Source organism: Pantoea rwandensis, assembly GCF_002095475.1.
Taxonomy (GTDB): Bacteria; Pseudomonadota; Gammaproteobacteria; order Enterobacterales; family Enterobacteriaceae; genus Pantoea; species Pantoea rwandensis.
In genome coordinates, this window is record NZ_MLFR01000007.1 from 139,107 (window position 1) to 155,774 (window position 16,668).

At 53.7% G+C, this 16,668-nt stretch carries 12 protein-coding genes and 2 pseudogenes; 5 read left to right on the forward strand and 9 right to left on the reverse strand.

Annotation, left to right across the window (positions count from 1 at the left end):
- Window position 1: 1 nt before the first annotated feature.
- Together HA51_RS09950 and HA51_RS09955 are read right to left on the reverse strand one after the other, a co-directional pair.
- The gene (locus HA51_RS09950; protein WP_084934369.1) at window positions 2-1,423 is read right to left on the reverse strand and encodes a sodium:solute symporter family protein; all 1,422 of its coding nucleotides are present in this window, start codon (window positions 1,421-1,423) and stop codon (window positions 2-4) included.
- 248 nt (window positions 1,424-1,671) lie between these two features.
- Window positions 1,672-2,583 carry a LysR family transcriptional regulator gene (locus HA51_RS09955; RefSeq protein WP_084934370.1) on the reverse strand — a complete coding sequence of 304 codons (912 nt, stop codon included), beginning with the start codon at window positions 2,581-2,583 and terminating at the stop codon, window positions 1,672-1,674.
- 85 nt (window positions 2,584-2,668) lie between these two features.
- On the opposite strand from HA51_RS09955, the gene HA51_RS09960 reads away from it, so the two are divergent.
- Window positions 2,669-3,739, forward strand: coding sequence for a tartrate dehydrogenase (locus tag HA51_RS09960; protein ID WP_084934371.1), 1,071 nt, complete (start codon window positions 2,669-2,671; stop codon window positions 3,737-3,739).
- A 157-nt stretch (window positions 3,740-3,896) separates the two neighbouring features.
- Here HA51_RS09960 and HA51_RS09965 read toward each other — a convergent pair whose 3' ends face one another.
- From HA51_RS09965 to HA51_RS09980, 4 genes are all read right to left on the reverse strand, one after another.
- Complete coding sequence (locus tag HA51_RS09965) at window positions 3,897-5,231, reverse strand: glycoside hydrolase family 28 protein (RefSeq protein WP_084934372.1); 1,335 nt, start codon at window positions 5,229-5,231, stop codon at window positions 3,897-3,899.
- A gap of 102 nt (window positions 5,232-5,333) precedes the next feature.
- Complete coding sequence (locus HA51_RS09970) at window positions 5,334-6,149, reverse strand: carbohydrate ABC transporter permease (RefSeq protein WP_084934387.1); 816 nt, start codon at window positions 6,147-6,149, stop codon at window positions 5,334-5,336.
- Between the two features lie 2 nt (window positions 6,150-6,151).
- Window positions 6,152-7,024, reverse strand: coding sequence for a carbohydrate ABC transporter permease (locus HA51_RS09975; protein WP_084934373.1), 873 nt, complete (start codon window positions 7,022-7,024; stop codon window positions 6,152-6,154).
- Between the two features lie 58 nt (window positions 7,025-7,082).
- Window positions 7,083-8,426 (reverse strand): extracellular solute-binding protein, encoded by a 1,344-nt coding sequence (locus tag HA51_RS09980; RefSeq protein ID WP_139810662.1) that lies wholly within the window; start codon window positions 8,424-8,426, stop codon window positions 7,083-7,085.
- Between the two features lie 528 nt (window positions 8,427-8,954).
- Here HA51_RS09980 and HA51_RS09985 point away from each other — a divergent pair.
- A pseudogene (locus HA51_RS09985) lies at window positions 8,955-9,553 on the forward strand (N-acetyltransferase family protein).
- A 12-nt stretch (window positions 9,554-9,565) separates the two neighbouring features.
- Window positions 9,566-10,657 carry an ABC transporter ATP-binding protein gene (locus tag HA51_RS09990; protein ID WP_084934374.1) on the forward strand — a complete coding sequence of 364 codons (1,092 nt, stop codon included), beginning with the start codon at window positions 9,566-9,568 and terminating at the stop codon, window positions 10,655-10,657.
- Window positions 10,658-10,837: 180 nt separating this feature from the next.
- Here the strand turns inward: HA51_RS09990 and HA51_RS09995 are convergent, their stop codons facing one another.
- Both HA51_RS09995 and HA51_RS10000 read right to left on the reverse strand, forming a co-directional pair.
- Window positions 10,838-11,959: an ROK family transcriptional regulator gene (locus tag HA51_RS09995; RefSeq protein WP_084934375.1), complete on the reverse strand. Its 1,122-nt coding sequence runs from the start codon at window positions 11,957-11,959 to the stop codon at window positions 10,838-10,840.
- A gap of 30 nt (window positions 11,960-11,989) precedes the next feature.
- A pseudogene (locus HA51_RS10000) lies at window positions 11,990-12,864 on the reverse strand (glucosamine kinase nucleotide-binding domain-containing protein).
- Window positions 12,865-13,131: 267 nt separating this feature from the next.
- Here HA51_RS10000 and HA51_RS10005 point away from each other — a divergent pair.
- Window positions 13,132-14,292 carry a Gfo/Idh/MocA family protein gene (locus HA51_RS10005; protein WP_084934376.1) on the forward strand — a complete coding sequence of 387 codons (1,161 nt, stop codon included), beginning with the start codon at window positions 13,132-13,134 and terminating at the stop codon, window positions 14,290-14,292.
- Window positions 14,293-14,402: 110 nt separating this feature from the next.
- Here HA51_RS10005 and HA51_RS10010 read toward each other — a convergent pair whose 3' ends face one another.
- On the reverse strand, window positions 14,403-15,641 hold the full coding sequence (locus HA51_RS10010; protein ID WP_084934377.1) for an MFS transporter: 1,239 nt from the start codon (window positions 15,639-15,641) through the stop codon (window positions 14,403-14,405).
- A 419-nt stretch (window positions 15,642-16,060) separates the two neighbouring features.
- Here HA51_RS10010 and HA51_RS10015 point away from each other — a divergent pair, with 419 nt between their 5' ends.
- Complete coding sequence (locus HA51_RS10015; RefSeq protein ID WP_084934378.1) at window positions 16,061-16,660, forward strand: hypothetical protein; 600 nt, start codon at window positions 16,061-16,063, stop codon at window positions 16,658-16,660.
- Window positions 16,661-16,668 lie beyond the last annotated feature (8 nt).

Consider the following 16,668-nt stretch of genomic DNA (forward strand, 5'->3'; position numbering starts at 1 on the left):
ATCAGGCTCCACTATTTTGCATTGACGATTTTGGTGCTTTTTTCACGTGCGTCTGGCGCGAGGGGATCAGGCGGTCAATCACCATAATCACCGCTGGCGTAATCAACGCCACATACATGTTATTGATGCCGAACGGGTCACCGAGCAGATACCACACGGAGGTCACCACACAGGCCGCAATAAGGCCCGCATTGGCACCGCGTGTGCTCTTATAAAACGGCAGGTAGAAGGCAATAATGGCGACGACCGAGATCGACAGGCGAATCGCGCGGGTGAAAAATGACAGCTTCAACACTTCCGGCACGAACAGCACAAAGATCAGCGGCAAGAAACCAATCAGCAGCGACAGCCAGCGCGTCATGCGGAACTCTTGCTCTGGCGAAGGCTTGCGGTAAGGGACGTAGAAATCTTTTACCACCAACGAAACAATCGCCAGTGCCACCGTACTGACGCTAACAAAGATCGACGCCACCAGTGAAGTTGTGACAATCCCCGCCAGCCAAGGGCTCATATCCTGCAGGAACACCGGCAGCGCATAGAGGCTTTTAATGCCAGGATGCAGGAATTTCGCCGCCACACCGATCAGCGCGATGGCGATAGCAATCGGCATACAGAAGAAGAAGGCAACCCACGTCGCACGCTTGGCGGATTCGGCATTTTTCGTCGATGCGATGGCCTGGATGACAAACTGGGTGCAGAAGATAGAACCGATGGTGCCAATCATCCAGGCAAAGATAGTGCTGCCACCCACGTTACCATCCCAGGTCCAGTAGAAGTGCGGCATTTCTTTGATCATTGGGCTGACCCCGCCGGTCATGTGCAGCGCAATGCCCAGGATAATCAGAATGCCCACGTATTTCAGGGCACTGTGCAGCAGCGTGACCCAAGCGATGCCTTTCATGCCGCCAAACATAAAGTAGAAGGTACTGACAATGGCGGTTATAAAGGCCGCGCTGGTGAGGTTAAGGTTCAATACCGTCGAAATCGCTGCCGCCCCGCTGACGTAGTTACCCACGTTCACCAGCAGCAGCGCATAGATCATAATGATGGAGATAATGTTCTTAGTCGAATTGCCATAACGTTCTGCAATCGCACCGGAAATGGTGATTTTACCGGTATTGTAGATGCGTTTGACCAGTAGAAAACCGAAAATCGGAAAACCAATCGCCGCGCCGATCACCGACCAAGAGGCGGCAAAACCATCCTCAAATGCCGCCTGCGCGGTACCGATGGTGGATTTTGCTCCGATGTACTCGGACATTAGCATGACGCCCACGACAAAAGCCGGCATCACGTTAGAACCGGCCATAAAGTCGCCGCTATTTTTACTGCGAAGACGCCAGGTCAGCCAAGTGGTGAACAGGATGTACGCAATGACAATCCCAACAATAATCACCATCCCTTCAGCAGAGAACTCTTTCATTTTAGCCTCATCGATAACGTAGGGTCGTGGCACGCACTGGGCTTTGCGCATGCCGTTAATGAGGTAGCCAATCTTGTTATTTTAGTGTCTTAGCACCAGGGCTACCCAGCTTAAATCATGTGATTTATTTCACTCATACAAGAATAAATTCACGCATAAGCAGGGCAATTTATAGGCTAATGGCGAGTTAATTTGTTTGATCATGCTCACAAACAGTCAATGTTGATTAAAAATAATCAAAAATGATTTTATCGTGAGAGTGAAGACTGAAGGAAATCCACAAAGGCGCTGATACGGGCAGGTAGCTGGCGCTGCGGCCGCCATACGGCAAAGATATCGCCATCTACTGCACTCCATTCTGGTAGAACATGTAGCAGTTCACCGCGCTCAATGCTGTGCTGGGCATCCCACCATGAACGAAGCAAGATACCGTGCCCATCCACCGCGTATTGCATCGCCACTTCACCATCATTGGTGATCAGGCTGCCATGCACCTTTTGGGTCAACTGCTGCTCAGCGTTGCTTAATCGCCATAATGCAAAATCACTCTCGTATTGCCGCAATAAAATGCAGTTATGTTGCGCCAGAGCGGAGATGCTTGCTGGCAAACCACAGCGATCGGCATAGCTTGGCGCGCAGCATAACACGCGCGGATTGGTACGTAGCTTTCGCGCCATGAGCCGCGCATCGGGCGGCTCGCCAATGCGAATATCGATATCAATATGTGCATCAAGGAAGTTCAGTGGCTGGCTGCTGAGCTGTAACGACAGCGACACTTCTGGGTGCAGCGCCGCAAAGCGTGATACGCAGGGCGCAACATGGCGGCGACCAAAGCCGAATGAAGCATTGATGTTGAGCGAGCCACGCAGCACCGCGGTCTGCCCACTGACCGACTCTTCCAGCTCCGCCAACTGATCCAGTAAGGGCCTTGCACCTTCAAGATAGCGCTTACCCTCAGCGGTCAGCTCCAGACGCCGCGTGGTACGTCGCAACAACTGCACACCCAACCGTTGCTCCAACAGGCTGAGCCGCTTGCTGACCGCTGGCAACGAGAGGCCTAGCTCTCGCGCCGCAGCGGTTAAACTCTCCAACGCCGCCACCCGCACGAAAAAGGCGAGGTCATCGGTCGAGGTGCGCGATTCTCTACTTTTATTCAACATTGGCTTGCCGCTCAGGCTAATTATTTCCCAGTAATGCATGGTTATACTGCGTTCAGAACATCAACAGCAACCTGCGAGAGACCCTATGAGCGGCAAAACCTACAAAATCGCCGTCATCCCTGGCGATGGCATTGGCAAAGAAGTGATGCCAGAAGGCATCCGTGTGATGGATGCGGCAGCAAAGAAATTCAATATTTCGCTGGAGTGGCAATGGTTTGACTTCGCTAGCGCGGAATATTGGCAGCAGCACGGCAAGATGTTGCCGGATGATTGGTTCGCCACGTTGAGCCAATTCGATGCCATCTATTTTGGCGCCGTGGGCTGGCCGGATGTCGTGCCGGATCACGTGTCGCTTTGGGGCTCTCTGTTACAGTTCCGCCGCGAGTTCGATCAATACGTCAACCTGCGTCCGGTACGTCTGATGCCAGGCGTCAAAGCACCGCTGGCGAATCGCCAGCCGGGCGATATCGATTTCTATGTGGTGCGCGAGAACACAGAAGGTGAGTATTCATCCGTCGGCGGCACCATGTTCCCCGGCACTGACCGCGAAGTAGTGATTCAGGAAACGGTGATGACGCGGGTCGGTGTGGATCGCATTTTGAAATTTGCCTACGAGTTAGCGCAAAAACGACCGAAAAAACACCTCACCTCTGCCACCAAATCCAATGGCATTGCCATCACCATGCCCTATTGGGATAGCCGCGTAGAAGCGATGTCCCCGAGTTACCCTGAAGTTAAAGTCGATAAATATCATATTGATATTCTTACCGCTAACTTTGTGCTGCATCCTGATTGGTTTGACGTGGTGGTCGCCAGCAACCTGTTTGGTGACATCCTTTCGGATTTGGGTCCCGCCTGTACGGGCACCATCGGTATTGCGCCGTCGGCCAACATTAACCCTGAAGGTAAATTCCCTAGCCTGTTTGAGCCTGTGCACGGCTCTGCACCCGATATTGCCGGTAAAGGCCTGGCGAACCCGATTGGGCAAATCTGGTGTGGTGCGATGATGCTGGAACACCTCGGTTACGCCGAAGCGGGTGCCGCGGTGCTGGATGCGATTGAGCGCACACTGGCAGCCGGAAACAGCCTGACGCGCGACCTAGGCGGCAGCGCTTCAACAGAAGAGTTGGGTGTGGCGATTGCGGCAGCGCTGTAAGCAATAAAAAGTGGCGCGATACATCGCGCCGCTCTCATTGCTTTGTGGGCAGTGAGCCCTGGCGTGCCCGTCATCGCCGCTCCTTGCTAACGCATGGTATGCAACACAGTCGCTACAGCGTTTGTAGCACCGGTAGCAACGCAATTTACTGCGTTTATTAAAGTGAAAATATTTGCACCGTTTCTATACACCATCCCGGCGGCAATGGCTGCGGACGGGCAATCGAGAGATTCAGCAGCTGCAGATTTTCTACACCCTGTGCATACACGCCCGGCAGACCATTTGGATACGCGGCAACACCAAAGGCGAGTCCCGTTACGGCATCTAATTTGTAGGCGTTATCCAGCCCCATACCGGTGGGCGATTGCGGATTACAGGGTGGACGCACATCATAATGCCCCTGCTCAACGCCCTGCGCCTCTGTCTGACGCAGCTGCACATTACTCAGCATCACATCCCTAATCTGCCCATGTTGTTCGGCATGCAGGTTAATCGCACCCTCCATCACACCGGTCACATTGCTGAATTGCAACTGCTCAATGTTTCCCGGCACAACTGCCGGGTCGCGCGTTCTTACTGAGACAAATAACGCATCCGCTTTACCCCAATGACACGGGGGCCCATGACGACAGGCCAGAGTAAGATTGCTGAACATCAGGCGGCGAAACGCGCCTCCATCACGTGACAACAACCCTATCGCGCGATTGGAATCGAATATCGTACAACCTGAGACAGTGACATCTTCAATATCGTCGAAGGTTTCCGTACCGATTTTAAACGCGCAGCTGTAGGAACGTAGCAGGCAGTTGGTAATCATGATTTTCTGTGCAGTCCGGCGAAGATGCTGTGGTTTTTGCGTGGTTTTGATGCAAATAGCGTCATCAGCCGCACTGAAGTAGCTGTTGCTAACGAACACCGCTTCGCAGCTGTCGATATCTAGTGCATCCGTGTTGGGCATGCTCATATTGTTGTCGATGGTCAGGTGATCAATATGCACATGGCAACAGCTCACCAGATGCACGGTCCACATCGGTGCCTGCACAATGGTGAAATCCTGCAGCGTCACCTGCTGGCAATCCTCAAATACGATGATGCGGGGTCGCTGTGGGCGCGGCAGCCGATAGCCCTGCTCATCCTTTTCCACTGCGAACCAGGCCTCGCCCTGACCATCAATCACCCCTTTACCGCTGAGGGTAATATTGCGCTGGCCTACGGCGAACAACAGCACATGCTGCGACAGCTCCGCCTGGCTTTGTGTGAGGTGCTGTTGGTAATCCTCAATGCGGGTACTGGCCAGTAGCGTTGCCCCCGCTTCAAGGTGGAGATGGATGTTTGAACCGAGCACCAGTGTACCCAGATGATAGCGACCCGGTGGCACCGACAGCGTTCCGCCACCCCGTGCAGATAAATGATCCAACGCACGCTGGAAGCAGTAGGTATCGAGTGTTTCGCCATTCGCAACGGGATAGAAATCGGCGAGTGAAATATGCATACGCTTCTCCTTGAATAGCAGCGATGCACCATTGCAGCATGCGCCGCACGACAAATACCTTTCTCTGATTGACACCTTACGCCGCAGCGCAAGCGTGTCCCCCTATTTCACTGCGCCTTCCGTCACACCACTGATAAATTTACGCTGGAACACCAGGAACACCACCACCAGCGGCATAATCACAATCATCGCACCCGCCATAAGCACCGGGATATCAATGGTGTTTTTGTTTTGGAAAAACATCATGCCGATGGGTAAGGTGCGCAGTTCATCTTTGTTCACCAGAATCAGTGGGATGAGAAATTCATTCCACGTCCAGATAAACAGCAAAAGCGCCAGGGTTGAAAGCGTGGGCCAGATAGCAGGCACCAGAATGCCCCATAAAATTTTGCGACGGGATGCGCCATCCATCACCGAGGCTTCCACCAGCTCGCGTGGCACCTGCTGCAGTGCACTCGCAATCATCAGGGTGGTAAACGGCAATGACAGAGCGATTTGTGGCAGGATCAGCGCCAAATAAGTGTTAGTCAGCCCCATCCAGCGCAACTCGTGATATAGCGGGATAATAAAAGCTTCGCTGGGCAGCACCATACCCAGCCCCAACATCGCCGCCACCACTTTTTTGCCAGGAATCTTCAGCCAGGCAAAACCAAATCCCGCCAGAATACCCAGTAAAATGCTGCTGATGACCACTGGAATCACCACGATCACCGAGTTCATAAAGTAGACGTTGAAGTGCCCCTGCTGCCAAGCTGTGATGTAATTTTTAAAGTTCAGCGATGAAGGCAGGGTAAACACCCCCTGAAACAGCTCCATTTGCGTTTTAAACGAGGTCATCAGCGCCATCAAAAATGGCAGGATAGTCATCAGCGCGACAATCCAGATCAGCGCGCGCGAGGCGATAGGCGTGCTACGCATCATCAGTGTCGCTCCCGAATGGCAAAATGAATCACGGTGTTAATCATCAATACAATCAACATACTGAATACTGCCACCGCGGAGGCATAACCGAAGTAGTGCAGGTCAAAGCCCTGCTTATACATAAAGATGTTGGTGACCATGGTTGAGGTGCCGGGGCCGCCCTGTGTCATCACATACACAAGATCGAACGCTTTCAGGCTGGCTATCACCGTCAACAACAGCGCAATACGTAACTCGGGGCGCAGTGAGGGCAAGGTAATACGCATAAATTTCTGACGGCGCGATGATCCATCCAAATCGGCGGCTTCCAGCAGCGAGGGGTCCATGCGCTGCAATCCCGCCATAAACAACACCAGGCAGAAACCAAAGAAATACCAAGTGGCCACAAAGCCCACAGCGGGTAACGCCCAGGTGAAATCCCCCAGCCACGAGAGCGCCAACTGCGGTAAACCTATCGCGCGCAGAAACTGATCGATGGGGCCAAACGCCGGGTTATACAGCCAGCGCCACACCACACCCAGCACCGCCATCGGCATGATATACGGCAGGAAAAACAGAATGCGCAGCACGCTACGCTCTTTGTTATTGCGCGTGTCATACAGAAAACTGCACAGCAGCAAACCCACACCGATCGGCAATAGGGTATAAAACAGCATTAACAATGCGTTGTTGCCGAGCGCCACCCAGAACACCGGATCCTGGAACATACGCAAATAGTTGCTGACACCGGTAAAAATGGGCCAGGAAGTGCCATCCCACTCGGTAAAACTGATTCCGAGTGAGGCCAGCAGCGGCAGGAGTAAAAACACCGCGTAGACCAACACCGCGGGCAATAAATAGAGCGCATTGCGCCAGGCAGATTTGTTCAGCATAACCTTACTCGCTTGCAGGCCTGTTCACGGCCCGGCGCGGTTGCCGGGCCGGACGTCATCAGTGCTTAAGGGTTTTCAGGTAACGTTGGTAGTTGTTGTCAAAGTTAGTGACCATCTGATCTGGCGTCTGTCGACCCGCCAGCAGCAGCTGAACGTTCTGGTTCAGCTCAGCATTCATGGTCGGCGTTGCCCAGTCGAGATAATGACCAAGGCCGTCATGTTCATTGAGGGTGACCCAGACCTGATAGGCTTCGGCCAGTAACGGATTATCGGCGGGGATCTGTGCATTCTTGCTAGTGCCCGCGGGCAGGAAGCCCACTTTCAGCCAGCGGTTAGCCATCTCATCCGAGACGATGTAATCGATAAACTTGGCGGCGGCATCTTGCTGCTCTTTGCTTTTCGCGGTGTTGGTAATCGAGAACGCCAAATCGGTGCCGCCGACCATTAATGCATGTTGCACGCCCTCGCCCATCGGCATCGCAGCGAAGTGCAGATCTTTGTTGTCTTTAAACTGCCCGAGATACCACGTTCCGCTCACCAGGAAAGCCGCCTGACCATTCTGGAACAATGTCGCGGCATCATCATGACCAATCCCTTCAAAGCCTGGGAACAAGTAACCTTTGTCCTTCCAGCTCTTCATCATGCCTGCGGCTTTCACCAGCTTGTCGTCTTTAAAGGTGCCGCCCACGTCATAAATCAGATCGTCGAGTGTTTTACGATCTTTGCTCTCGATCTGTGCTTCCCACAGGGTACTCAGCAGCTGCTGCCCCATGTTGCCATCCAGCAGGCCGAGCATCATCGGTGGTGTGCCTGCGGCTTTCAGTTTCTCCATCGCCGCTTCCAGCTCTGGCAGGGTTTTCGGAACGGCGATGCCCGCTTTATCCAGCAGCGCTTTGTTGTAATACAGCCCAACCATCTCGCCGAGACTTGCCACGCCATACAGTTTTCCGCTGCCAAAGTCTTGCTTATCAGACCAGCGGTTGCGCTTGAGGATTGAATCCGGGAAGCGTGTGGTCCAGCCGTAGGCCTTCGCATAATCGTCGAGCGGCCACAGCAGTTTATCTTTCACCAGCGAGCCCATATCGCCGCCGCCTTGGTTCACCTGCGCGATTTGCGGGCCATCGCCAGCAGTCAGCGCCAGCTTGAGTGGAATACGGGTATCTTCAAAGGAGTGCACCGAGCGTTGAATGGTGATGCCCGGATTCTTTTGCTGGAACGCTTTGACCGCTTCATCCACCGCTTCGGTCTGCTGCGGATAGTTATAAATGTCCCATTCGTTAAGCGTTACCGCCTGTGCCGCCGCCATGGTTACACCGAGCACTATCCCGGCGGAAACCAGACGCGACACGCTGCGCAGTGAACTTTTCATACGGGACGGACGTTTGGTTGAATCACACATCATGCTCGGTTTCTCCAACAGATGACTGGCATCCCTTCATCTCGACACCTGCGTTTCCTGGCAGGTTGATTCAGCTGCAATAACACCGTTAATTCATACTTACTTTATGGACAAAAGAAAGTCAAACACCACCTCTGCTGAATCTTTGCTCTGTGATGCAGTGCAAAAAGTCAGAAGAAAAGCGGTCTGAACAGCAGAGAATCCTGCCTGACAAAGTAATAACCTCGCACTGACCACAGCAGTGCCGCATAGCCCAGCATAAAACACTCGCGGCCGAGATGTTAAATAAGCCACTGATACAGCATATGAAAATCCTATAGTTATAGAGCGACATGGCGACATGTCGGGCCGTCTTAAAGCCAAAATCAGGGACGCAGGCCGGTTGCCTTCGCTATCATTGCCCGGTTCGTCATAACCTAAGGTTAGGGTTAGCGTCAGCTTTGCGAGCCAGCTCAATTATTTCACCTTGAAAACTAAGTCAGCTTTCTTTACCGTAAAATCTGCTCATCTCCTGACCACAGAGGCATCACCATGACGTCTAAAGGTGTTATTCGTCGCGCCAGCGAGGCTGATTTTCCCGCCCTGTCGCGCATTTGCTTAGAAACAGCTAACGCGGGCAGCGACGCCACCGCGCTCTACTCCGATCCCGCCTTACCTGGCCTGCGCTTTGTCATCCCTTACGCGCGCTTTGCGCCTGAATTCGCCTATGTGCTCGAGCAGCAGGGCGAGGTAGTGGGATATGCGGTAGCCGCACCTGATACGCGCGCGTTTGAACAAGTGCTGGCTGCAAAGTGGTGGCCTCGCCTGCAACAGCAATACCGCGACTACACGCCCCGCGCCCCGTTAGACAGCAAAGTGCTGGACGGCATTCTTCAACCCGATGCAGCCGCAGAGCAATTGGTGTCGCAGTGGCCAGCGCATCTGCACATCAACTTACTGCCAGCAGCACAGCAGGGGGGCTGGGGACGCAAACTGATTGAACAACTGCTGCAAGAGTTGCGCGCAGCGGGCGTGCCGGGGGTTTACCTTGGCGTCAGCTTGCAAAACGAAAAGGTGTGCGGTTTTTATCAGCGCCTCGCTTCACGCCGATTCTGCGCAGTAACGCCATCTACATGGGCCAACTACTCTGATTGAGGCATCGCATGACCAGCCTGCACCTGCAAAGCGTTAAGAAGTCTTACGACCATGTGAACGTGATTCACGGCATCGATCTCACCATTAACAGCGGCGAGTTTGTGGTGTTTGTTGGCCCATCCGGTTGCGGCAAATCGACGCTGCTACGCATGATTGCCGGACTGGAGGAGATCAGCGACGGTAAACTGTTGATTGAAGGCGCCGATATGACGCACCAGCCCGCCACCGAGCGCGGTATTGCGATGGTGTTTCAGTCCTACGCGCTCTATCCCAATATGACGGTGCGCGGCAATCTGGCTTACCCGTTGGAGGTGATGAAAAAATCTAAAGCGGAGATAGAGCAAGCGATTAACCAGACGGCCGCGCGTTTGCATCTGACCGAGCTGCTGGATCGCCTGCCACGCGCCCTTTCTGGCGGCCAGCGCCAACGTGTGGCGATTGGCCGCGCCATTATCCGCCATCCGCGCATTTTCCTGTTTGATGAACCCCTGTCTAACCTGGACGCTGAGCTGCGGTTACAGATGCGCATTGAGATCGCGCGTCTGCACAGCTCGCTGGGTAACACCATGATTTATGTCACGCACGATCAGCTGGAAGCCATGACGCTCGCCGACCGTATTGTGGTACTGCGCCAAGGCAAGATTGAGCAAGTCGGTGCACCCATGACGCTGTATCACGATCCCGACAACCTGTTTGTCGCCGGGTTTATCGGTTCGCCCAAAATGAACTTCCTGCCCGCGGAGGTCGCGGCGGTGACGCCGGGTGCCGTTCAGTTGCGGGTTCCGGCATTGGGCATCCACAACCTGAAGATGAACATCAACGCAGCCTGTCGTGAAGGGCAAAAAGTCACGCTCGGCGTGCGACCAGAACATTTTATCCCTGCCAGCAGTGACGCTGAGGCGCTGAGTTTTAGCGCCGATTTGTCGTTCAGTGAAATGCTGGGGCACACCAATTATCTCTATTTGGATATCGGCGAAGAGAAGCTACTGGTGATTGAGGAACGCAACGCAGCGGAGCATAAGATTGGCGAGCGCGTCAGTTATCAGATTGGTGCTGATCGCGGGATGTTGTTTGATGAGCAAGGGTTGCGGCTGCGTTAGTTATACCTGGTGCGCATAATTGCGCACCTTACAAACCATGCCAAGCACTTGTTGGGGCGTCATTTATGGCGTAATGCCGCTCACTTAACCCAATGAGTGCGTATTCAACACGGTGCGCATGAATGCGCACCCTACGAAAACCGCACCGGACAACGCAGGGGCGTCATTTATGACGACCGATTACGGCACCGTTTCGTCATCCGCCTGTGCAGCCAGCAGATCCAGTAATTTATTGACGGCAAACCCGGCTGCGCCTTGTGCCCACATACGATTCGATTCGGTGAGGAATTGCAGCGGAGTCATGTGCGGCGTCAGCTTGAGGCGATAGGTCTGGAAGCTCTGGGTGATGTGATCGAGCAAAATACGCGAGGCCATCTGCGGCTCCATTGCCAGATACACCACATCAGGATCATAAGCCACCGACAGATTCGCCAGCGACATCCCCAGATGCTGCCCTGCTTCCGCTAGCGCACTGAGCACGTCCGGTGTCGGATGCGTGTCCAGATCGCGCAACGTCATGGGAACAGCTTCTTTCAGGGACACCGCCACTCGATGCAAAATCGCCTGCGATGAAGCCACATCTTCCAACAGGCGTTCAGAGCCATCACCCAGCAGCGAAACACCAATCTCGCCTGCCTTGCCATGACGACCACGATACAGCTGACGATCGAGCAAAATCCCGGCACCGATGCCTTTACCAAAGGTGGCGATCACCGCGGACTGAGCATGGCCAAGTTGACCAAACACCAACGCGGCCATCGCTAACGCATTCGCATCGTTTTCAATAAACACCGGCAATGAAAAACGCTCTTCCAGCAGCCGGGCAATCGGCACGTTGTTCCAGTCCAGCGCGCGTGACAGCACGCAAACACCGTTGTCGGCGTCCACCAGGCCAGAGAGCGCCAAGCCAATTGCACCGACCTTTTTCCCTTCAACGCTGCGCAGGAACTTTGCCAGCGCGTCGCCCAGCTGTTTTGGCGTCATGGCACCCGAAGGGATCTGCTGCTCGCCAATAATATTGCCACTGAGATCGGTCAGGACGATCAGGTTACGTTCAGCGTTAAGCTGAATGCCGACCACGCTGGCGTGATCAGGATTGAGGCCGAGCAACGTTTTAGGACGTCCCATCGAGACACGACGCAACCCTAGCTCCTGCACGATGCCACCGGACAACAAGCGATTGGTCGCTTGGGAAACCGTTGACATGCTAAGGCCGCTGCGCACCTTGAGATCGGATTGGCTGATGGGCGCATTTTCGACAATCAGCCGCAAAATGCGGGCGGTTACGTTGGGAGCGCTCATGGGCCTCTTTTTATCTGCATGTTGAAGGAATTAGGCTGGTTGCTGACTAAACTGGCTCGCCAGACGCAATGCGCCACTGAGTGCATCGCCCTGCGGCGACACCAGTTGTGCGGCAATATCGGCAGGTAACCACGGCTGAATCGGCACAGCCAAACCGCCCATTAAGGCCAGCTTGCCATGGCTGCGTGCCAGCAGCGGCTGCACCATTTGCACAATATCTGTAGCAGTTTGCTGCAGCAGGCTCACAGCATGTTCATCGCCCTGCTGTGCAGTCGCGAACACATCAGGCACCACGCGACCCCAATCGGCGGGCGTGGCCTGCTGTGACCAGATGAGCATCTGCTCTGGGCTATGTTGATGGAGAGCCATAATACGTTCAGTCAATGTTGAGGCAGGAACAATGCCCTCATGCGCCAGCAGGGCCAGGCGGCGTGCACGACGTCCAAGAATGGCGCCAGAACCAGCATCAGATAAGGCAAAGCCCCAGCCACCCAACAAGGTAAACTGTGTGCCATCCCATGCGGCGCTTGGCTACCGGTACCGAGAATAAACACCGCGCCCGGCGCACCGGCGTGTGCGCCAGCACAGGCAATTTCAACGTCGGTGAAAAGATAACGCACCTGACAGCGCGGCTGCCAGCTTTGTAGCCGGGCGTGAACCGATGCCACATTCGCACCCGCCAATCCCGCCACCAGCGTGGTGCGATCGCGTGCCTCAATGGGTAAATCGGCTTGCATGAACAGTTCATCGATAACCTGTTCAATGGCCTGAAGTGCCGCGTCAAACTGCGACCAAACATTGGCTGGCCCGCCTGTGGCCTCGGCCAATACGCGCCCAGCGCTGTCAGTGAGGCGTCCGCGACAGTGCGTACCACCGCCATCAATCCCCAGCAAAAGTGATTGCACGCGCTTCCTCCTGCCTGCCGCTCACGGCAAGACGCCTATAGATGTGCGAAAGATAGGGGAAAAAAACTTAAATCGCAATCACAAATAAATACGCATTCCCTATAGTTAATTAAAAACCACATAAAACAAATAAATAATAATTTTTCACAGTTTGCGATGGGGGTTATAGATTGACATTAGTTTTTCTGCCGTAATAAGTTAACGGTCAGATTATCAGCAGCCTGATGGGTCGGGCAGCGAACAAGCAACGGGCTTCAGGGGTACAACATGAAAGTGGGCATTATTGGTCTGGGCTTTCGTCTTTCCCACGTGGTGAAAGAGTTCAACAAAGCCGACACAGAGTTTTCCGTGGTGGGTTACGTCGATCCAGCGCCTGCTGGTTTGCCGAATCTGCACACCTTTGGCATTGATGCGGGCGTGGCGTTCGACAGCGTCGATGCGCTGCTGCAGCATGGCGGCTTTGACCTGCTGCTGGTCGGTTCGCCGAACTTTATGCACCTTGAGCATATTCGTCAGGGTTTGGCGGCAGGTTACACAGTGTTCACTGAGAAGCCGGTGGTGATCAATGAAGAACAGACCATGGCGATGGCGCAGTTGGTGCAGCAATACGGGCGTGACCGTATTTTAGTCGGTTTAGTGCTGCGTTATTCCCCGCTGTATCACGATCTGTTGCGTGCACGTGACGAGCATCGTCTCGGCGAAATCACCTCAATTGAAGCTACCGAGCACATCAAGCCCTATCACGGGGCGTTCTTCCAGCGCGACTGGCGTCGTCTGGAGAAATACGCCGGCCCCTATATTCTGGAAAAATGCTGCCACGATATCGATCTCTATCAGGGATTGGTGGGTGAGCGCCCAGTGCGCGTGGCCAGCTTTGGCGGCCGTAAGAACTTCACACCGCAGCACGCGCCTAAAGGGGCGGTGACGCCGCAATCTGAGGTGTATCACGTTAAACCTAGCGGCTGGTCAAGCACCGATGCGGTGTTTGATGGCGATGCCGATATCGTGGATTACCAAACGGCATTGATCGAATACGCCAACGGCGCAACGCTCGCCTTCCACGCTAACCTCAACGTGCCGGATGAGTTCCGCCGCTTCTGCGTAATGGGCACCGATGGCATGGCAGAGGGTGACTTCGTGCGCAATTACTTCCGCGTACATAACGCCCGTACCGGTGAACGTGAAGTGGATACCACATACAGCGGCAACGCCTACGACGGCCACTATGGCGCGGATGCGCTGATGGCAGAAGAGATCGTGAAACACATTAAACAGGGAACGCCACTGAAAGTCTCAGTGGTGGATGCACTGGAAGCGGGACTCACCGCGATTAAAATCGACGAAGCGCGAAAGTCGAAAACCGTGGTGGACATGACAGACAGCTGGAAACAATTTGACGCCAGCCTGGGGAAAACCACGACCGCTTAAGGTCAATCAGCCAGCCTAAACGTAGCGGCGAAATTTATTGCGCCTGACGCAGCCTTAGTGCTGCTTCAGGTAAGCTCGATAAATCAAGCCGCTACGTTTTTGTGCCGGTGTTAAACCACCGTTTCATTCTCCAGCTTCTGCCGTTTGCGCAGGTGCGGGAAAATCGTCATCCATACTGCCACCACCACCAACGTTCCGATACCGCCAAGGGCCGCTGCGGGCACGGCACCCATCCACGCTGCCAGCATGCCAGACTCAAACTCCCCGAGCTGATTGGATGTATTAATAAAGATGGCATTCACCGCGTTAACTCGGCCGCGCATGTCATCTGGCGTATCCAACTGCACTAGCGCACCGCGAATCACCATACTGACCATATCAAAACCACCGAGTGCCGCCAGCGCCAACAGCGATAACCACAGCTGCGTGGAGAGCGCAAATACCAGTGTTGCGACACCAAAGCCCGCGACAGAGCCGAACATGATCATGCCGACATGCTTTTCCAGCTTATGACGGCTCAGCCACACGCCGACAAGCAGCGCGCCCACGGAAGGTGCACCACGCAGCATGCCCAATCCCCAAGGCCCAGTGTGCAGAATGTCCTGCGCGAAAATCGGTAACAGCGCGGTAGCCCCACCCAGCAGCACCGCGAAGAGATCGAGTGAAATCACGCCGAGCACATCTTTACGCTCACGGATAAAACGCACGCCCGCAAACATGGTGGTGAGATTCATCGGCATACGTACCTGTGGAGGGCGTTCGTAACGTAAGCGGCTGACCAGCACGATGGAGAACAGGTAAAACAGTGCGGAGACGCCGTACACCACATCGGGACCGGCAACATAGAGCAGACCACCTAAGGTTGGGCCCACAATCACCGCGGCCTGACCACCCACTGAACTCGCCGCCATAGCACGCGCGAGGATGGGCGGAGGAACCAGCGCAGGCAGCATAGAGGTGATCGACGGCCACTCCAGCGCTTTTGCAACAGAGATCAGAAAGACCAATCCCCAAATTTCAATTTTATCCGCCCAATGCAGCAACGTCAGCGCGACCAGCCCCAGTAGGGCCAAGCCTTCAATGATCTGCCCCACTAGCACAATACGGCGACGATCATACTGATCTGCCAGATGACCCGCCGGCAGTGCCAACAATACTGAAGGTAAGAACTGCATCAGTCCGATCATACCCAGCGCCATCGCACTGTGAGTGAGCGCATAGATCTGCCAACTGACTGCAACGGAAAACATTTGAAAACCAAACGATGAACAGGTGCGTGCTAGCCAGAAGGCGACAAACGACCTGTGCCGCAGCAGCGAATCATCTGCTGCGGATACCTGTGAACCCATAGTTTTTATCCCATCCTAAATCAACGTTCCGGCGGGTGTCATGGCACCTACCTGGTGAAAAGCCGTTTTCTGGCTCTCTTTATGTTTTACAGTGACAGAGTGCGGTATCTTGCTTAGACAGGCAATGGCTAGCCGTGCGCTTTAAAAACAGTTGCTTATCTTAAATTCCACTAAGCATAGGGTTCTGAATATTAGCAGGCTGATTGTTTTACCCTGAAAATATCCGAATCATTCCAGAAAATCCAATAACAAAATAATTAACACCCTTTACCTGATTGTTATCTCTTTATCATAGACAGCTAAAAGAGGTGATTTTTACAAACAAATCGGTCTATATTGGAAGTGTAAAGAACGCGGCAATCTTGCCTTTCTTATAATAATTAAGACATTCCAGTTAATTAATTTATTCGCAGAGATAAATGGAAAACAGTTCATACCATCCTTATGTTACTGAGCGTATCCGTCGCTTCGACGGCACACTGATTGGTGGGTGTTATTTAGCACCCTTTATGTATTTTGAGCAGGAAAGCACAGCATTACTTAACGGACGCAACATAGTTTCCAACCAAAATCAGTTGTCCGATGCGCTTGAATTAATAATTATCCCTTTGATGGGAAATAGTCTTGCGCGCGTCTTACAGGCACCGGAACATTATTCCAGCCTGCAAATGAAGAATGTGCGTATTGCTATCAACTATGCGAGTTTAGTTATGTATGGCACAGCCTTACGTGAAGCCGCTCAGCATTTCTCTTTCTGGCTTTATGATTTGGCTCCGCCGGGCACCTGCTGGGCGAATATCGCCTCATTTCCCTTTAGTGGAATTGTTCTGACCGATGAATTCTTCCACGATAATTATCTCAAGTTCAGCTTTCCATTTCTGCTTGAATCCTGCCGCGAAAGAGAAGCAGAAGTGATATTACGCACCCAGCAGTTGTCCCTGCCCTTGGTGAAGTATGAAGGTTTGCAACTCTCTGGCTGGCAAGAGCAACGAACCAAGCCTATTCTTATAGAAGTGTAAACGGTTAC